This window comes from Bosea sp. ANAM02 (assembly GCF_011764485.1).
In the GTDB taxonomy this organism is placed as follows: domain Bacteria; phylum Pseudomonadota; class Alphaproteobacteria; order Rhizobiales; family Beijerinckiaceae; genus Allobosea.
Genome location: NZ_AP022848.1, coordinates 4,790,001 through 4,807,717, shown reverse-complemented (window position 1 = coordinate 4,807,717; position 17,717 = coordinate 4,790,001). Strand labels below are relative to the sequence as shown.

Annotated in this window: 16 protein-coding genes and 1 tRNA gene (1 of these 17 only partly in view); 7 read left to right on the top strand and 10 right to left on the bottom strand. The window is 67.3% G+C overall.

The genetic code is table 11. The annotated features are described in order from the left end of the window. Nucleotides 1–92 precede the first annotated feature (92 nt). Nucleotides 93–890, bottom strand: coding sequence for an undecaprenyl-diphosphate phosphatase (locus tag OCUBac02_RS22935; protein ID WP_173048984.1), 798 nt, complete (start codon nucleotides 888–890; stop codon nucleotides 93–95). Nucleotides 891–1,147: 257 nt separating this feature from the next. On the opposite strand from OCUBac02_RS22935, the gene OCUBac02_RS22930 reads away from it, so the two are divergent. The 3 genes from OCUBac02_RS22930 (at nucleotide 1,148) to OCUBac02_RS22920 (ending at nucleotide 4,003) form a co-directional block, all read left to right on the top strand. Continuing rightward, nucleotides 1,148–1,840: a glutathione S-transferase family protein gene (locus OCUBac02_RS22930; RefSeq protein WP_047572819.1), complete on the top strand. Its 693-nt coding sequence runs from the start codon at nucleotides 1,148–1,150 to the stop codon at nucleotides 1,838–1,840. Continuing rightward, nucleotides 1,837–2,967: a tRNA epoxyqueuosine(34) reductase QueG gene (gene queG / locus OCUBac02_RS22925; protein WP_244639028.1), complete on the top strand. Its 1,131-nt coding sequence runs from the start codon at nucleotides 1,837–1,839 to the stop codon at nucleotides 2,965–2,967. Before OCUBac02_RS22930 ends, queG begins: the two co-directional genes overlap by 4 nt. A gap of 169 nt (nucleotides 2,968–3,136) precedes the next feature. Next, nucleotides 3,137–4,003, top strand: a complete 867-nt coding sequence (locus OCUBac02_RS22920; RefSeq protein ID WP_173048980.1) for an SDR family oxidoreductase — start codon at nucleotides 3,137–3,139, stop codon at nucleotides 4,001–4,003. A gap of 5 nt (nucleotides 4,004–4,008) precedes the next feature. Here the strand turns inward: OCUBac02_RS22920 and olsB are convergent, their stop codons facing one another. The 5 genes from olsB to OCUBac02_RS22895 form a co-directional block, all read right to left on the bottom strand. Then, on the bottom strand, nucleotides 4,009–4,875 hold the full coding sequence (gene olsB, locus OCUBac02_RS22915) for a l-ornithine N(alpha)-acyltransferase (protein ID WP_465247788.1): 867 nt from the start codon (nucleotides 4,873–4,875) through the stop codon (nucleotides 4,009–4,011). A gap of 186 nt (nucleotides 4,876–5,061) precedes the next feature. Then, nucleotides 5,062–7,155, bottom strand: a complete 2,094-nt coding sequence (locus tag OCUBac02_RS22910) for an ATP-binding protein (RefSeq protein ID WP_173048976.1) — start codon at nucleotides 7,153–7,155, stop codon at nucleotides 5,062–5,064. A 183-nt stretch (nucleotides 7,156–7,338) separates the two neighbouring features. Further along, a complete protein-coding gene (locus OCUBac02_RS22905) occupies nucleotides 7,339–8,877 on the bottom strand; it encodes a YifB family Mg chelatase-like AAA ATPase (RefSeq protein WP_173048974.1) in 1,539 nt (512 codons plus the stop codon). Between the two features lie 119 nt (nucleotides 8,878–8,996). Further along, nucleotides 8,997–9,653 carry a peptide-methionine (S)-S-oxide reductase MsrA gene (gene msrA / locus OCUBac02_RS22900; protein ID WP_173049813.1) on the bottom strand — a complete coding sequence of 219 codons (657 nt, stop codon included), beginning with the start codon at nucleotides 9,651–9,653 and terminating at the stop codon, nucleotides 8,997–8,999. Nucleotides 9,654–9,736: 83 nt separating this feature from the next. Beyond that, on the bottom strand, nucleotides 9,737–10,057 hold the full coding sequence (locus tag OCUBac02_RS22895) for a hypothetical protein (protein ID WP_465247740.1): 321 nt from the start codon (nucleotides 10,055–10,057) through the stop codon (nucleotides 9,737–9,739). A 182-nt stretch (nucleotides 10,058–10,239) separates the two neighbouring features. Between OCUBac02_RS22895 and OCUBac02_RS22890 the strand changes: the two genes are divergently transcribed. The 3 genes from OCUBac02_RS22890 to OCUBac02_RS22880 all read left to right on the top strand — a co-directional run bounded on the left by OCUBac02_RS22890 (nucleotide 10,240) and on the right by OCUBac02_RS22880 (nucleotide 12,723). After that, nucleotides 10,240–10,329: transfer RNA gene (locus OCUBac02_RS22890), tRNA-Ser, on the top strand. A gap of 149 nt (nucleotides 10,330–10,478) precedes the next feature. After that, complete coding sequence (locus OCUBac02_RS22885) at nucleotides 10,479–11,411, top strand: acetamidase/formamidase family protein (RefSeq protein ID WP_173048970.1); 933 nt, start codon at nucleotides 10,479–10,481, stop codon at nucleotides 11,409–11,411. A 40-nt stretch (nucleotides 11,412–11,451) separates the two neighbouring features. Further along, complete coding sequence (locus OCUBac02_RS22880; protein ID WP_173048968.1) at nucleotides 11,452–12,723, top strand: M20/M25/M40 family metallo-hydrolase; 1,272 nt, start codon at nucleotides 11,452–11,454, stop codon at nucleotides 12,721–12,723. A 65-nt stretch (nucleotides 12,724–12,788) separates the two neighbouring features. Here the strand turns inward: OCUBac02_RS22880 and OCUBac02_RS22875 are convergent, their stop codons facing one another. Beyond that, nucleotides 12,789–13,916, bottom strand: a complete 1,128-nt coding sequence (locus OCUBac02_RS22875) for a saccharopine dehydrogenase family protein (protein ID WP_173048966.1) — start codon at nucleotides 13,914–13,916, stop codon at nucleotides 12,789–12,791. 179 nt (nucleotides 13,917–14,095) lie between these two features. Then, entirely contained in the window at nucleotides 14,096–14,539 is a 444-nt protein-coding gene (locus OCUBac02_RS22870) for an Lrp/AsnC family transcriptional regulator (RefSeq protein ID WP_047573169.1), read from the bottom strand. A 236-nt stretch (nucleotides 14,540–14,775) separates the two neighbouring features. Here OCUBac02_RS22870 and OCUBac02_RS22865 point away from each other — a divergent pair, with 236 nt between their 5' ends. Next, nucleotides 14,776–15,225 carry a hypothetical protein gene (locus OCUBac02_RS22865; protein ID WP_047573167.1) on the top strand — a complete coding sequence of 150 codons (450 nt, stop codon included), beginning with the start codon at nucleotides 14,776–14,778 and terminating at the stop codon, nucleotides 15,223–15,225. A gap of 265 nt (nucleotides 15,226–15,490) precedes the next feature. On the opposite strand, the gene OCUBac02_RS22860 is transcribed toward OCUBac02_RS22865, so the two are convergent. Together OCUBac02_RS22860 and ilvD are read right to left on the bottom strand one after the other, a co-directional pair. Beyond that, nucleotides 15,491–16,420 (bottom strand): hypothetical protein, encoded by a 930-nt coding sequence (locus OCUBac02_RS22860; protein ID WP_173048964.1) that lies wholly within the window; start codon nucleotides 16,418–16,420, stop codon nucleotides 15,491–15,493. 161 nt (nucleotides 16,421–16,581) lie between these two features. Further along, nucleotides 16,582–17,717 carry the 3' portion of a dihydroxy-acid dehydratase gene (gene ilvD, locus OCUBac02_RS22855; protein WP_173048962.1) on the bottom strand. 706 nt of this gene lie beyond the right edge of the window, so the window shows 1,136 of its 1,842 coding nt (coding positions 707–1,842); its start codon lies off the right edge, out of view; the stop codon is at nucleotides 16,582–16,584.

The following is a 17,717-nucleotide window of genomic DNA, read 5'->3' as shown; positions in this document are numbered from 1 at the left end:
AGCGCAGTGTTCAAGACGTGGATGCTCGCCACAAGGGCGAGCATGACGGGGGCGGGATCGCGGCGCGCATCTCTGCCTTGTCTGGCTAGGCATCAGCCGACGATCCAGAGGCCGGCGAGGCCGACCATGCCGACGATGATCCGCCACCAGGCGAAGGGCGCGAAGCCGCGCTTCGAGACGAAATCGAGGAAGCTGCGCACCACGACGAGCGCGGAGATAAAGGCCGCGACGAAGCCGACGCCGATCAGCACGCCGTCGTCGAAGGTCAGGAACTTGTAGCTCTTCAGCAGGTCATAGGCGAAGGCGCCGGCCATGGTCGGCATCGCCAGGAAGAAGGAGAACTCGGCCGCCGCGCGCTTGCTGGCGCCGAGCAGCATGGCGCCCACGATGGTCGAGCCCGAGCGCGAGACGCCGGGGATCATCGCCAGACACTGGATCAGGCCGATCTTGAAATACATCGGCAGCGGGAAGGTGGTGGCATCGGTGTGCTTCTCCTGCAGTTCCAGTTCGTCGACGACGAGCAGGATCAGCCCGCCGGCGATCAGCGTGCAGCAGACGATGAAGGGGTTGAACAACACGCCCTTGATGAAGCCGTGCAGGAGCGCGCCGATCACCGCCGCCGGCAGGAAGGCGATGAGCACGCCGATGACGAAGCGGCGGGCCGAGGGGTCGCTGGGGATGCGGAGCGCGATATCGAGCAGGCGGCGGAAGTAGACCAGCGTGATCGCCAGGATCGCGCCGAGCTGGACCAGCACCTCGAAGGTCTTGCCGTTGGATTCGAAGCCGAGGAAATGGCCGAGCAGGAGCAGATGCCCGGTCGAGGAGACCGGCAGGAACTCGGTCAGTCCCTCGACGATGCCGAGGATGAAGGCTTCGATCAGGTTGTGCATGGAAGGCTGTCCTCGCGCGAATCAGCCGGCCCGGTCGTCCGCCCGCGTCAGCCTGCTGCCGGCTTACGCCCAGCTCTTTGCAAATTGGTTACCACTTCGCGAAGCAGCCTCCGCAAATTGCGGAGATCGCCGTCATCGCGGGTTGTGGCGTTTTTCCGGCATGATTATAGCAGGCCGCCGTCGCCTATCGGATCGCTGCAAGCCCGGCGGCCCTGCTTCCGTCGCATTTTGCCTGCTTCACAGTCCTCATGAGTGCCATGGCGACCCTTTATCATTACCCGCTATGCCCGCATTCGCGTTTCATCCGCCTCGTGCTCAGCGAGTTCGGCATGGAGGCCGAGCTGGTCGAGGAACGCGTCTGGGAGCGCCGGCGGGAATTCATAGAGCTCAACACTGCGGGAACGACGCCGGTCTTCCAGGAGCAGAACGGGCTCGCAGTCCCTGGCGCCGGGCCGATCGCGGAATATCTCGACGAGACGCGGGGCCTGGCGCTCGGCGATCGCCGCCTGCTGCCGGAAGGGCCGGGCGAGCGCGTCGAGGTCCGCCGCCTGCTCGACTGGTTCAACATCAAGTTCCATGACGAGATCACCAGCCCGCTCGTGCTGGAAAAGGTGATGAAGCGCTTCATGAGCCGCGACGAGGGCGGCGGCCCGCCGGAAATGAGCGCGATCCGCGCGGCGCGCGCCAATGTACGCTATCATCTGCGCTATATCTCCTGGCTGCTGGCCAAGCGGAACTGGCTGGCGGGGGCGCAGATGAGCTATGCCGATCTCGCGGCGGCGGCGCATCTGTCCTGCGTCGACTATCTCGGCGACGTGCCCTGGGAAGAGGATGAGGCGGCTCGCGCATGGTATGCGAGGATCAAATCGAGACCGAGCTTCCGGCCGCTGCTGAGCGACCGCGTGCCGGGCATGGCTCCGAGCGCCCATTACGACAATCTGGATTTTTGAAGGCCGAGAAGCTCAAGCGCGCCGTCGCCGAGCGCGCGCTCGCCGAGGGCTTCGCGGTGATGCGCGTCGCCGGGGCCGATGCGATCCCGCAGGCGCCGGAGCGTCTCGAAGCCTGGCTCGCCAACGGCTATCAGGGCGAGATGGGCTGGATGCAGGATCGTCGCGCTGAGCGCGCCGATCCGCGCCAGCTCTGGGGCGAGGTCCGCTCCGTCGTCATGCTCGGCATGAACTATGCCGGCGAGGGCGACCCGCTCGCCATGCTCGCCCAGCCTGAAAAGGCGGCGATCTCGCTCTATGCGAGACGGCGCGACTATCACGACGTCATCAAGGGCAAGCTGAAGAGCGTCGCGGGCCTGCTCGCCGCGCGCGGCGGCGCCGACGTCAAGGTCTTCGTCGATACCGCTCCCGTCATGGAGAAGCCGCTGGCGCAGGCGGCCGGGCTCGGCTGGCAAGGCAAGCACACGGTTCTGGTCTCGCGCGAGCACGGCTCCTGGCTCCTGCTCGGGGCGATCTACACCACCGCGGAGCTACCTGTTGATGCGGCCGAGCGCGACCATTGCGGCTCCTGCCGGCGCTGCCTCGATATCTGCCCGACCGATGCCTTCCCCGCGCCCTATGAGCTCGATGCGCGCCGCTGCATCGCCTATCTCACCATCGAGCATGCCGGCCATATCGATGCCGCCTTGCGGCCCGGCATCGGCAACCGCGTCTTCGGCTGTGACGATTGCCTCGCCGTCTGCCCCTGGAACAAGTTCGCCGCGGCGGCGCAGGAAACGCGGCTGGCGCTCAAGGACGAGCTCGACGGGCTGGACCTCGCCGCGCTCGCCAAGCTCGACGATCCCGCCTTCCGCACGCTCTTCGCGGGCACGCCGGTGAAGCGCACCGGGCGCGACCGCTTCCTGCGCAATGTGCTGATCGCCATCGGCAATAGCGGCCGGTCCGAACTGATCGACAGCGCTCTGCCCCATCTCGCCGATTCCTCGCCGCTGGTCCGCGCCATGGCGATCTGGGCGCTGGGACGGCTCGATGCCGAACAGGCCGGCCAGCTCGCCCTTGAGCGCCTGGCCGATGAACCCGACCCGCAGGTGCGCGCCGAATGGCACGCACTCACGTCGGGAACCCACTGATTTTCATGGATACGCGGGTCATCCCGGACGGAGCGAAGCGGAGATCCGGGATCCATTCCGGAGCCTGTCCGATCAGCGTTCCGGAATGGATCCCGGGTCTCCCTGCGGTCGCCCGGGATGACCCGCGTATCCATGACATGGTGATCTGGTCTCACATGGGCGTCCTCGCATGAATATCCTGATCCTCGGCCTCGGCTATTCGGCCGGGTTTTTCGCGCGTGCCGCGCTGGCGCGGGGCTGGGAGGTGACCGGCACCGTCCGCTCGGCCGAGAAGGCGGCCGAACTCAACCGCGAGGGCATCCGGACGCTGGTCTTCGGCGGCTTCGCGGTCTCGTCCGCGCTCGCCAAGGCGGTGGCGGAAGCCGATGCCGTGCTGGTCTCGGTGCAGCCGGCCGAGGATGGCGATCCGGCGCTCGGCCCCTTGCGCGCGGCACTGATGGCGGCGTCGAACCTGCGCTGGATCGGCTATCTCTCGACGATCGGCGTCTATGGCGACCAGGGCGGCGCCTGGATCGACGAGGCGACGCCACCGGCGCCGACCAATGCCCGCACCCGCCAGCGCGTCGAGATCGAGGAGGCCTGGCTTCAACTCGGCCGCGACAGCGGCAAGCCCGTGCAGATCTTTCGCCTCTCGGGCATCTACGGCCCCGGCCGCAACGCCATCACCAAGCTGCGCAGCGGCACGGCCAACCGCCTGATCAAGCCGGGACAGGTGTTCAACCGCATCCATGTCGACGACATTGCCGGAGTGCTGATGGCCTCGCTGGCGCAGCCGCGCCAGGGCGCGGTCTACAACGTCACCGATGACGAGCCCGGCCCGCCGCAGGACGTGATCACCTTCGCGGCAGAGTTGACCGGTCTCGAGCCGCCGTTGGAAATCCCGTTCGAGCAGGCAAAGCTCTCGCCGATGGCGGCGAGCTTCTATGGCGAAAGCAAGCGCGTCTCCAACGCGCTGGTGAAGCGGGAATTCGGCTATGCCTTCCGCTATCCGACCTATCGCGAGGCGCTGCGTGCCCTGGCCGCTGCCGGCGAGTAGCCGGCTCAGGCGGCGTGGCGCGGGCCCTCGCCGCCGTAATAGTCGGCATAGCGCTTGTCGATCGCCGAGACCGGCAGCACGACCAGCACGTCGGTGGTGCCGAACTGACGGTCGATGACGGCACCGGTGCCGAAGCGGGCGCCGATGCGCAGATAGCCCTTGATCAAGGGCGGCAATTGCTTGAGCGCGAGCTTGGCGTCGACCATCTCTGGCGGCAGACGGTCCATGCCGACGAAATGCTCGGCATGCGCCGCCGCGGCCCATGCGCCTTCCGAGCGGGCATGGTGATGCAGGAAGCTCAGCGGCAGCGCCAGCGCGTCGGGGTCGATGCCGTCGAAGGAGGCGCAGCCGAACATCGCATCGATACGATGATGCTGGAGATAGGCCCAGATACCGGACCAGAGCAGTTCGACCGTCCGCTTGGTGCGATAGGGCTTCAGCACGCAGGAGCGGCCGAGTTCGAGGAAGCGGCTGCCGGGATGGAGCGCCAGCATTGGGCCGAGATCGAATTCGCTCTCGGTGTAGAAGCCGCCGAGCCGCTCCGCAGCGCTCTGGCGCATCAGGCGATAGGTGCCGACGACCTTGGGCTTGATGCCGCCGAAGCGGCCGCGCGCGGCATGGTCGATGACGAGGAGATGGTCGCAGGCCTTGTCGAAGCGATCGGCATCGCGGCGGAACATCCGCGAGATCACATCGGGCTTGGCCGACATTTCCTGATAGAAGACGCGATAGCGCAGCCGCTGCGCCCGCCAGATTTCGCGCGGGCCGCGCGCCAGCCGGACTTCGAGCGAGCCGATCCGGCCCAGCGTGCCCGACAATGGCGGCGTTTCATCGATCTCGGCGCCCGACCGGCGCATGGCTCCACCCTTCATCAATATCAACGGGGCGAAGCGCGAGAACGGATTGCCGGCTGAAAATCGGCTGGGCAGCGCGTTCTTGCTTCCAGAAACGTGCAATGCCATCGCTTGTCTCATCTCCTGCCGCTACCGGCATGAGGTAGGCTTGCTCCGCTGATCTTACAACTTCGCGACGAAACTGCGTCGGAGCGATGACAGCCGTCAAGCCGTCAAGCTGCCGGCGGAGCCTTGCGACAGGCGCTCCAGCCAGCGCAGCAGGGCCTGGCGCTCCAGCGGCTTCGCTAGGCAGTCATCCATCCCGGCCGCGAAGGCAGCGGCGCGATCGGTCGCCGAGACATTGGCGCTGACCGCCACCAGCGGCAGCGTGGCAGCCCGGCCGAGCCGCCTTTCCAGCGCACGCACCGCACGGGCGCACTCGAGTCCCGTCATCACGGGCATGCGGACATCGAGCAAGGCGAGGGCCAGCGGCGGCGCGACGCCGGCAAAACTGGCTTCGACCCGCTTCAGGGCCTCGCGTCCGTCGCGCGCCCAGATCGCCGTGCAACCGAAGCGCTCCAGCGTGCGCGTCGCGAGCAGGGCGTTGATCTCATTGTCCTCCGCGACCAGCACCGTCAGGCCGGCGCCAGGCTGGCGCAGCAGCGTCGCGGCAAGCTCGGCAGGGCCGCCCACGGCCGATGGTCCCGGCTGCAGGCCGTTGCCCAGACGCTCGTAGAGCGAGCGCGTCCGCACCGGCTTGATCAGGAAGCCGGAGAAGCCGGCCTCCTGCGGTGCTCCGAACGACCGGCGCGCCTGGGGCGAGAGCAGGATCAGGCAATCGCGGATGCCGATCGCTGCCGCCGCCGCCGCCAGTTCCTTTGCCGGCACATCTCCCAGTGCATGATCGATCAGGACCGCAGTGACCGGGACGCCCGCGACAAGCTTCGCGCGTGCGGCCTCGGCCGTGCCGGCGATGGATACGGAAGCGCCCGTGGCGCGGATCGTCTCCGCCAGGAAGCGCGCCGCGAACGGCGCTGGCGAGACGAGCAGGACATGATGCTGCGGCCAATGCGGAATCCGCGCCGCCGGCACATCGCGCGCCGCCACGAGCGGCAGGGTGACGCGGAATGTCGCGCCCTCGCCGAGCCGGCTTTCGGCGCGCACCTCCCCCCCCATCAGGCCCGCAAGACGACGCACGATCGCCAGCCCCAGTCCGGTGCCCGCCTGACCCGCTACGGCGCCATGATCGAGTTGCTCGAACTCCCCGAAAATGGTGTCGAGCCGGTCGGCCGGGATACCCGGGCCGGTATCGGCGACGGTGATCTCAAGGCGGCCTTCCGCCTGGGCAAGGCTGAGGCCGACGCCGCCGGCTTCCGTGAATTTCACCGCATTGCCGACAAGGTTCAACAGGATCTGACGCAGGCGGTCGCGGTCGCCGACGAGCCGCGCCGGCAGGTCCGGCGCAATATGGGCCGCGAGCTCGATGCCTTTGGCCTGGGCACGCGGCGCCATCAGTTCCGCGACGGTCTCGACGAGCTGGACCGGATCGAAAGGCTCCTCGGCCAGTTCCAGCTTGCCCGCCTCGACCTTGGCGAAATCAAGGATGTCGTCGACCAGCGCCAGCAGGGCCTCGCCGGAAGTGCGCAGGGCCGCGACATAGGTCGCCTGCTCGGCATCGGGGCCGGTATCGGTCAGGAGGTCGGCCATGCCGAGAATGCCGTTGAGCGGGGTCCGGAATTCGTGGCTGACGGTCGCGAGGAAGCGGGACTTGGCCTCGTTCGCGGCCTCCGCTCGCGCCCGCGCCTCGACCAGCGCATCCTCGCTCGCGATACGCGCCGAGATGTCGCGGCCGACGCGCTGGATCAGGCTGCGCCCGCCGGGGCCGGGCACGGCGGTCTCGACCCAGGAAATCCAGCGCTCGCCCTCATAGGTCGCGAGGCATTCGTCGAAGCTGCGCGCGCCGCCTTCCAAAAGTACCGGCGGCCGGCTGGCGAGCTGCGGCAGCAGCATTTCGCTGCCGATAAGATCCTGCTCGCCCGTGCCGAACAGGGCCGCATAGGCCTTGTTGGCATAGACGATCCGCGCCCCGTCGCGCCGGACGATCAGATCCCCCTGCGCCTCGATCAGGCTGCGATAGCGTTCCTCGCTATCGGCGAGACTCCAGAGCCGGTCATTCAGCGCCTCGCCATCATGGACAAGCCCCGCGACCTGCTCGCGCAAGGCCGCGCGCTGGCGCAGCAGCCACAGGACGGCGCCTCCCACGGGGAGGAGCAATGCCGCAGGGACAAGAGCGAGCCATGACCAGATCGAAGACGCCATGCCCTTCGATCTACGCAGATCGCCTTGAAAAACCGGGCTGGGAAAACCGCGAATTCGACCGACCGGATGAGAGGTTCGGTTAACCCTGCAAGCAGCTCGATGACTGCATGGGCCCTCATCCCCAGGAGCCATCCCCGTGGGAATGGCTCCTCGGGATGAGGACTCGAATGTCCGGCCAGATACTCAGGCGGCCTGGACGAGCTCCTCCCCCCGCGCCCGATAGGATAGCGCTTCCGCGAGATGGCGCCGGCCGACCTTCGCCTCCCCTTCGAGATCGGCGAGCGTGCGGGCGACCTTGAGGACGCGATGATAGGCGCGCGCCGTCAAGCGCAGCGCCTCGGCGGCGTCGCGCAGCAGCGCGAGCCCGGCATTGTCCGGCCGCGCGACCTCCTCGATCACCGGCACCGGGCAGGCGGCATTGGTCATGACGTGACCGAGGCCGAGCTCCTCGAAGCGCGATGCCTGGATGCGCCGGGCCGCCGCGACGCGCGCCGCGACCGTCGCCGAGCTTTCGCCCGCGGCCGGACGGATCAGGTCCGCCGCCGTTACCGCAGGTACGTCGATCGCAATGTCGACCCGGTCGAGCAGCGGGCCGGAGACGCGCGCCTGATACTGCGCCATGCAGCGATCATTCGGCTGGCGGCGGCAAGCGTAGCCCGGTTCGGTTGCGCGACCGCAGCGGCAGGGATTCATCGCGGCGACGAGCTGGAAGCGCGCGGGATAGACGACGCGGTGATTGGCGCGCGAAATCAGCACGTCGCCGGTCTCCATCGGCTGGCGCAAGGCATCGAGCGCCTGCGGCTGGAACTCCGGCAATTCGTCAAGGAAGAGCACGCCGTGATGCGCGAGCGAGACCTCGCCCGGCCGCGCCTGCAGGCCGCCGCCGACCAGCGCCGCCATCGAGGCCGAATGATGCGGCGCCCGGAAAGGCCGCCGGTCGGTCAGGGCGCCGTCGGCGAGCTTTCCGGCGACGGAAAGCACCATCGAGACTTCCAGGAGCTCGCGCGGCGAAAGCGGCGGCAGGATCGAGGGCAGGCGGCTCGCCAGCATCGATTTGCCGGCGCCGGGCGGCCCGTTCATCAGCAGATTGTGGCCACCGGCTGCAGCGATCTCCAGCACGCGCCGCGCGCTTTCCTGGCCCTTGACGTCGGCGAGATCGGGCAGGGGACCGCTCTGGCGCGCCACAGCCGGCTCCGGACGGGCCATGACCTGCGTGCCCTTGAAATGATTGGCGAGCTGGATCAGCGAACGCGGCGCGAGGATATCGATATCGGCCGCCGCCCAGGCCGCTTCCGGGCCAGAAGCCGCCGGGCAGATCAGCCCCTGCCCCCTGGCATAGGCCGCGATCGCGGCCGGCAGGACGCCGGCCACCGGCGCGATCGAGCCGTCGAGCGCGAGTTCGCCGAGGACCGCATAGCCGGAGAGGGCATCGGCTGGAATCGCCCCGATCGCCGCCATGACGGCGAGCGCGATCGGCAGGTCGTAATGGCTGCCTTCCTTGGGCAGGTCGGCCGGCGCCAGGTTCACGGTGACGCGCTTGGCCGGCAGGGCGAGGCCCGAGGCCAGCAGCGCGGCGCGGACCCGCTCGCGGCTTTCGGCGACGGCCTTGTCGGGAAGGCCGACCAGCACGAAGGCGACGCCGCCTGGCGCGATCTGCACCTGACCGTCGACGGCGCGCGCCTCGATGCCCTCGAACGCCACCGTCGCGACCCGCGCCACCATCTCGGCCCCGCTCCCCCTGTCCCTTGGGAAAGCTAGCGAAGCTTCAGCGGCAGCGCAAGAACATATCAGGAACTCGACAGGCCAAAAAAGAAGGGGAGGCCGCGCCTCCCCTTCTGACCTCAGGCTTCGACGCCGAGGCCGATCTGGCAGGCGACGCCGGTGCCGCCCAGGCCACAATAGCCGCCCGGGTTCTTGGCGAGGTATTGCTGGTGGTAGTCTTCGGCGAAATAGAGCGTCGGCGCCTCGCGGATTTCGGTCGTGATGGGGCCGTACCCGCCCGCCGCCAGCGCCTTGCCGTACTCGACGCGCGAACGTTCGGCCGCCTCCTGCTGAGCGGCATCGCAGGTGTAGATCGCCGAACGGTATTGCGTGCCGATATCGCCGCCCTGCCGCATGCCCTGGGTCGGGTCATGGCTTTCCCAGAAGATCCGCAGCAGGTCCTCATAGGCGATCTTTGCGGGATCGAAGACGACGAGGACGATTTCGGTATGCCCGGTCAGGCCGCTGCAGACCTCCTCATAGGTCGGGTTTGGCGTCGCGCCGCCGGCATAGCCCACGGCGGTCACCCAGACGCCCTCGCTGCTCTGCCAGAACTTGCGCTCGGCGCCCCAGAAGCAGCCCAGGCCGAAGACGGCCATGCTGAGACCTTCGGGATAGGGCCCGGCCAGCGGGCGGCCGTTGGCGAAATGGGTTTCGGCGGTGGGGATCGCCGCGGCACGGCCGGGCAGCGCCTCGGCGGCAGTCGGAATCTCGGTCTTCTTGCGCAGGGAGAACATCATTGGCTCCGTTTCGTTCGAGCTCGACGCTTATGTAGGCGCCCGCGGGCCGTTCGGACAGGGGTGTGACAGCCTGCGCGCCATCACCGACGCGTGACGATACCGATGACCTCGTCCGGGCGCCGCCCCAGCCAGAGCAGCGCGAAGCCGAGCAGAAGCGCGGCCGCGGCCACTGGCGCGCGCAACACCGTCAGCAGAACCGGATCCCAGAGCCAGGCATGGAGATTGCGCTCGATCGCCGGCTGGATCTGCTGGTAGCGCTCCTGGATGAGGGCGATCACCAGCTCGCCGACCGGCGTGAAGCGCAATCCGGCATTGGCGATCGAACGCGCGCCGTCGATCACGAGCGCGACGAAGCCCGCTGCGACGAAGATATACCCGATCAAACGGAGTAGAAACCGCACCATCAGCTCCCGCCGCAAGCCACCGGGTTGCACGGCTCCCGCCGACACTGCCCTTCCGGCAACCAGATGTGGCCTTACCGGCCGCGGATCGCAACCGGTTGCGCGCGATTTGCCGGGATTGTGCAAAACACTGCATCTCGGCCCTTGAAAGATGACGGGCCGGCAGTCATAAGCAGCGCGCCGGACAGGTGGCCGAGTGGTTGAAGGCGCACGCCTGGAAAGTGTGTATACGGGAAACCGTATCGCGGGTTCGAATCCCGCCCTGTCCGCCATTTCCCGACATCGATATCGTCCTTTTCAAAAAGCGGCGTCGGCGCGAGCCACGCAGGGCATCTGTTCGCCAGCGAGCGCTTCTCAAGCCGGAAGCTTACACCTACGGTCGCCGCAGCACACCGACGCGAACCGGCTCAGGAAGGCTTTCATGGCGCGCCATCACTTTGTTCCCACGCAATATTCGAACGTGCTCGCCACTTTGCCGCCGGTACTGGAGATCGCCGCCGGCGACAGCGTCGTCACCACCACGCTCGATGCGGCCGGCTTCGGCGGCGACGGCACGCAGCACGCCCCGCGCGGCAATCCGATGACCGGGCCGTTCTTCGTCACCGGCGCGGAGCCCGGCGACGCCCTGCTCGTCACCATCGAGCGGATGACGCCGAACCGGAAGACCGGCTGGACCTATTCGCCCCTGGCGCCCGGCGTGCTCGATCCTTCGGTTCTGGCCGATCTTCCGAAGCGCGAGCGCCATGAATGGGCGATCGATGCGCAGGCCGGCACAGTGAAACTGCTGGAGCCCTCCGCTCGCATCAAGGACTGGAGCTTCCCGCTTGCGCCGATGATGGGCTGCTTCGGCGTCGCGCCCGAGCGCGGCCAGGCGATCTCGACCGCGACCAGCGGCGCCAATGGCGGCAACATGGACTACCGGCTGTTCGGACCCGGCGCGACGATCGCCTTCCCGGTCTTCGTCGACGGCGCCCTGTTCTTCCTCGGCGACGGCCATGCCTGCCAGGGCGATGGCGAGATCGCCGGCACCGGCGTCGAAACCTCGTTCGAGGTCGAATTCTCGGTGAAGCTGGTCAAGAAGCAGGGCCTGCGCTGGCCGCGCTGCGAGACCGAGACCGACCTGCTGGTGATCGCCAGCGGGCGCCCGCTCGACCAGCCCCTGCAATTCGCCACGACGGAACTGCTGCGCTGGGTCGGCGAGGACCTGGGCGTCGACCCGGTCGAGGCGAGCCATCTGCTCGGGCAGGCGGTGCGCTACGACATCGCCAATGTCTTCAATCCCGCCTATTGCGTCGCCGCCCGGCTGGAGAAGACCGAGTTGACGCGCGCCATGTCGTTCCGCGATCGCGGCTGAACGCTCCATCCTTTCGAATCGCCGAGCCAGAAGACCGACCATGCCCACCGACAAAGCCGCCCTGAAAGCCGAGCTGCTTCAGGCGATCGATCAGCGCCGCGACGAGATCGTCGCATTGCTGAGGCGCTTCCTGCGCATCAGGAGCGTCAACCCGCCGGGCGATACGCGTGAGGCTGCTGCCTTCGTGCGCGAATTGCTCGATACCGCCGGCGTGCCGCATCGCACCGAAGCTTTCGTGCCGGAAATGCCGAACATCATCAGCCGCTGGGAGGCCGGCCAACCCGGCCGCCATCTCATGCTCAACGGCCATATGGATATCTTCCCGGTCACCAACGAGAAGCTCTGGGAGGCCGAGATCGTCGACGGCAAGATCATGGGCCGCGGCGCTTCCGACATGAAGACGGGGACATTGGCCTCGATCCTGGCCTACTGCCAACTCTATCCCCATCGCGAAAAACTCCATGGCGCACTGTCGCTGACCGTGGTCTCGGACGAGCAGTCGGGCGGGCGCTACGGCACCAAATTCCTGTTCGACACCTTCGGCGACGAGATGGAGGCCGATTGCTGCCTGAACGGCGAGCCGAGCGGTCTCGCCAATCTGCGCTTCACCGAGAAGGGCACCTTGCGCTTCTCGCTTTCGGCGAGGAGCATCGGCGGCCATGGCGGCTACGCTCACCGCGCACGCAACCCGGTTGCGGATGTAAGCCGGCTCGTGACCGCAATCTATGACCGCTACCATCTCAGACTTGCGGCGCTGCCGCCGGAGATCGACGCGGTTCTGACCTCGGCCGAGACGATCGCGGCGGCCGATCTCAACCTCGGCAAGGGCGCCGGCGATGTCGCGAGGCGCATCACCGTCAATGTCGGCATCCTGCAGGGCGGGCAAAAGGCGACGCAGATCCCGACGCATTGCATCGCCCATCTCGACATGCGCATCCCGATCGGCTCCGACCGCGACGCGATCCGCGCCGATCTCGAAAAGCTCGCCCGCGAAGCCGATTGCGAGATGGTCGTCAACGAGGACCACAGCTATCCGGCGAGCCTGACCGATCCGTTCAGCGAGATGGCCAATATCCTGCGCGGTAATATCCGCGAGCTGCTCGGCCATGACGCGCCGCCGGTGTCGAGCCTCGGCGGCACCGATACCCGCTACTGGCGCTGGCGCGGCGTTCCCGCGCTGATCTGCGGACCGTCACCGATCAGCATGGGCACCGACGAGGAGCATGTCACCATCGACGAGGCGATCGCGGTGATGAAGCTGCATGTCGCCTGCGCTGTCGATTATCTTGGCGCGCCCGGCCCGGTCAACTAAACACGCGTCATCCCTGGTCAAGCCCGGGATGACGCGTGGTTCGCGTTGATTCTACCCCAGAATGTTCAAGCCGCACTCTTGACCGCGACGGTCGGCACGAGGCCGGCGGCATCGACGCCGCGGGCTTCGCCGACCAGCCGGGTGCCGGCCTTGGTCGCGAGGAAATCGGCGAGAACGGCGTCTTCCTGGCGCACGAAGCCCTTGGCGGGCAGCTTGCCGGCGAGGAACAGCTCGACCATGGCGACGCAGCCGGCGGCGGTGGTGAGCTGGATCGCGCCGAGCGCGTCATTGCCGTCATAGCGCAGCACGACGCTCTCCTCCTCCAGGCGGCCGTTCCGCTCGCCGACGCCGGTCACGAAGATCACGACCACGTCCTTGCGGGTGAAGGGCGCGGAATGCGTCAGGATGCGGCGCAGCGTCTCGCGGTCGTCGGCGAGGTCGAGATCGCGGAGCAGGAGCTTCATGATCTCGGCATGGCCGGGATAGCGCAGCGTCTTGTAGCTCATGTTGCGGACCTTGCCGGCGAGCGTCTCGGTCAGGGTGCCGAGGCCGCCCGAGGTATTGAAGGCCTCGTAGGCGACGCCGTCGATCATCACGCTCTCGATGCCTTCCAGCGCCGGCACCAGGGTCGGCTGGCCGTCGAAGACGATCTCGCAGGGGTTGCAGTATTCGTTGATCAGGCCGTCGACCGACCATGTCACGTTGTAGCGCAGCGCATTCGTCGGATAGAGCGGCAGCGCGCCGACGCGCATCTTGATGGCGCGGACGTTCTCGAAGCGGGCGGCCATGTCGGCGCCGAGGATGCAGATGAAGCCGGGCGCCAGGCCGCATTGCGGGACGAGCGCGACATCGGAGGTCTCGCCGAGCTCCTTGATATAGGCGGTGGTGGCGACGTCCTCGGTCAGGTCGAAATAGTGGGTCCTGGTCTCGGCCGCGACCTTCGCGATGCCCTTGTTGAGGAAATAGGGGCAGGCGCTGACGACGATGTCGCGATCCCCAAGGAACACGCGCAGCGCGTCGAGATTCGAGGCATCGACGGCCTCTGTGGCGAAACGGCCGCCAGCGGCGTGCTTGAGCTGGGCGGCGGAGGCGTCGGCCAGCGTCACCTGATGGCCCTGCTCGGCCAGCATGCCGGCGATGATGACGCCGATCTGGCCGGCGCCGAGCACGGCAATGCGCTTCTGGATGGTCATATGCGATCTCCTGGTGGGGTCTCGGGCAGGCCAGGAGCCTCCCCCTCGATGCGGAGCATTGCCGCAAGCCGCGCGGGCTTTAACGGGCGGATCGCCGGGGGAGGGCGCTATGATCAATCAATTCGATGGGATATGATCAAGAACGATGGGAAACGCCCGACAGTGCCGGTGCGCGAGCATCAGCGCTCGAACTTGCGGGCCAGAATCACCGAGGATGTCGTCCGGCGCACGCCTTCCATCTCGGCGATCCAGTCGATGATGGTGTCGAGATCGCTGGAGGTCTCGCATTCGATCTTGACGCTCAGGTCGAAATGGCCGCTCAGCGTGTGGCATTGTACGATTTCGGGCCGTTTCTTCAGCGCCGCGACGACACCGCCTTGCTGTTTCATCTCCAGCTCGATCAGGATCAGCGCCGCGACCGTGGTTGCCGGCCGGCTCGCCTTGCCGAGGATCGTGGTGTAGCCGGCGATGACGCCGTCGCGTTCGAGCCGGCTCAATCGCCCCTGTGCGGTGGCCCGTGAGACGCCGAGCTGCTTGGCGATCTCCGACAGCGGCAGGCGGGCATTCTCGGTGAGGATGCGGATGAGCTCGCGGTCCTTGGCGGCGTCTGACGGCCGTGCCATGTCGTCTCCAGTGGTTCGGCGGGCCGTCATATAGCAGGGAAACGACGCTGCCTCGCAAGGCTTCGCTTCATCCCGTTATCCGCGCGCCGTTCGGAGGCTATGGGCCGGGAACTCGCCCGAAAAGGAACATCTTGTGGTCCGAAGCATTTCCCGGCACGCCGGAAGGGACTTGCTTCGGGGTGCAAATCGGAGTGGCATGCCGTCCGGCGGCAGCACGCTTTGCCATGGAGAACGCCATGTTCAGGACTTTCATTCTCGCATCCGCATCGGCCTTCGCGCTCGCCTCCTTCTCCGTGGCGCCCGCCTCGGCGCTGACGATGAAGGAGTGCAGCGCCAAGTATCAGGACGCCAAGAAGGCCAATACGCTGAAGGGCCAGAAGTGGAACGATTTCCGCAAGGCCCAGTGCGGCGATGACGACGCCAACGAGGCCGATGCCGCAGCCGCGGTGCAGGATACCGCGGCCCCGGCTGCTCCCGCGGCCAAGCCGGCTGGCAAGGCCAAGGCCGCCGTCTTCCCGAAGGCCGTCTCGCAGAAATATTCGAACGAGAGCGCCGGCAAGGCCCGCCTCAAGACCTGCGCCGACCAGTACAACGCCAACAAGGCCGCCAATGCCAATGGTGATCTCAAGTGGATCGAGAAGGGCGGCGGCTACTGGAGCCAGTGCAACACCAAGCTCAAGAGCTGATCGTCAGCTTCAAGCATGTTTTGGAACGCCGCGCCGGAAGGCGCGGCGTTTCGCATTTCTGGAGTCTGTTTCAGTTCCGCTGAGCGCCCATTGTCATTCCGGACAAGCCGCGCAAGCGGCGCCGATCCGGAACCCACGACTGGGTGAGACACCAGATGCCTGATCGTCGATGGCTCACCCAGCCGTGGGTTCCGGGTTCTTCGCTGTGCGAAGCCCCGGAATGACAAGGTGGGGTCCGAAGCTGCTGCGATCCGGTCAACGCCGGCTAAAGCGACTGCGATGGGCGCGCACCCGGCTCGGCGGGTCGGGCAGGTGCCGTCTGCTGGCGACCCTTGCCGATCATCTCGCCGCGGGTCCGGATGATATGGGCGGTCACCACCTCCTGAACGCGCTTCTCGGCGGCGTCGCGCACGGCGCTGCGGTTGGCCGGCCGGCCGGCTTCGTTCTCGATGATCTCGATCGTGGCATTGGTCAGGGCGTCGACATCGCCCTTGCAGAACAGCATGGCGGCCCTGGCGACGACTTCGGCCTTTTCATCGGTCAGCAGCATCGATGCGCCTTCGCGCCCGATGCAGGCGAGCATCTTGGTGCGGATCAGGTCGCGGGTCTTCTCCAGAAGCGCCTTCTTTTCGGCCCGTGCCGCGCGTTCCTGTTCCGTCGGCGGAGGCGTCTGGGCCTGGGCGGGCGCGCCGGGCCTGATCGGTCCGCGCACATTGGCGCTCTGCTTCACGCATTCGACCAGCGCGGGCAGCATCTCGCCGGTCGAGGTCAGCGCGAAAGTATAGCGGGCGTCATTGGCGACGAGCTCGAGATAGCGCCCCTGCCGGAATGCACTGATCAGCGCCGACTGCGCCGGCATGGCGATCGTCAGCAGTGTCGGCGACTTGATATTGGCGGTCACGTCGATGGTCGAGCGGCGGTCGAAGACGAGCCTCAGCTTCAGCGTCTCGCCGGTCCGGAGCTTCCACTCGGGCTTCGAGAAGCCGAGCAGCCAGGAGAATTGCGATGTCACCGAGGTCAGCATCGTGACGCCGCTCTTGTAGCGGGCGCTGACGGCGCAATGCGAGAAGGCGCCGGTCTGATCGTTGGTGAAGGTCCCGCCCGACCAGTTGCCGACGACGATCTTGCCGAAGGGCCCGGCTGCGGCCGCCGGCAAGCACAGAAGACAACTTAGGGCGACGATCGCGGCCCGCATTCGATTTCCTCCGATACCATCCTGCGCCAAGGCTAGAGCAGGATGGCTGCCGGGGGAAACCGCTTTTCGTCAGATGGCCATGCCGCGGCGGGGCTGCATGCGGAAGGCGCTCGCTTTCACTTGAAGCCGCCCGATCGCCGGGATCGGGCGGCTGGCAGCGATCAATCGACGACGCGCACCGCGCCCTTGGCCGCGCTCGTCGTCGTGGCGGCATAGGCCTTCAGCGCCGTCGAGACCTTGCGCTTGCGCGGCGCGACCGGCTTCCAGGCATCCTTGCCCTTCGCCTCCATCGCCGCGCGGCGACGCGCCAGCTCTTCGTCGGAGACCTCCAGCGTGATGCTGCGATTGGGGATGTCGATCGCGATGACGTCGCCGCTCTCGACCAGGCCGATGGCGCCGCCTTCCGCCGCTTCCGGCGAGACATGGCCGATCGACAGGCCCGACGAGCCGCCCGAGAAGCGTCCATCGGTAATCAGCGCGCAGGCCTTTCCGAGACCCTTCGATTTCAGATAGCTCGTCGGATAGAGCATCTCCTGCATGCCCGGCCCGCCGCGCGGCCCCTCATAGCGGATCAGCACGATATCGCCCGCCTTGACCTTGCGGTTGAGGATGCCGTCGACCGCGGCGTCCTGGCTCTCGAAGATCACGGCCGGACCGGAGAATTTCAGGATGGAGGCATCGACGCCCGCCGTCTTCACGATGCAGCCGTCGAGCGCGATATTGCCGAACAGCACGGCAAGCCCGCCATCCTTGGAATAGGCGTGCTCGGCGCTGCGGATCACGCCCTTTTCGCGGTCGGCATCGAGCTCGGCGAAGCGGCGATCCTGGCTGAAGGCTGTCTGGGTCGGCACGCCGCCGGGCGCGGCGCTATAGAAGGAGCGCACCGCCTCGCTCTGGGTCTGCGTGATGTCCCAGCGCGCCAGCGCATCCGCCATCGTCGCGCTGTGCACGGTCGGCAATGAGGTTTCGATCAGCCCGGCGCGGTCGAGCTCGCCGAGGATCGCCATGATGCCGCCGGCGCGGTGGACGTCTTCCATATGCACGTCGGCAACGGCGGGCGCGACCTTGCAGAGCACGGGCACGCGCCGCGACAGCCGGTCGATGTCGGCCATGGTGAAGTCGATCTCGGCCTCATGCGCCGCGGCCAGCAGGTGCAGTACCGTATTGGTCGAGCCGCCCATGGCGATGTCGAGCGTCATCGCGTTCTCGAAGGCCTTGAACGAGCCGACCTGGCGCGGCAGCACGCTCTCGTCGTCCTGTTCGTAATAGCGGCGGGCGAGATCGACGATCAGGTGGC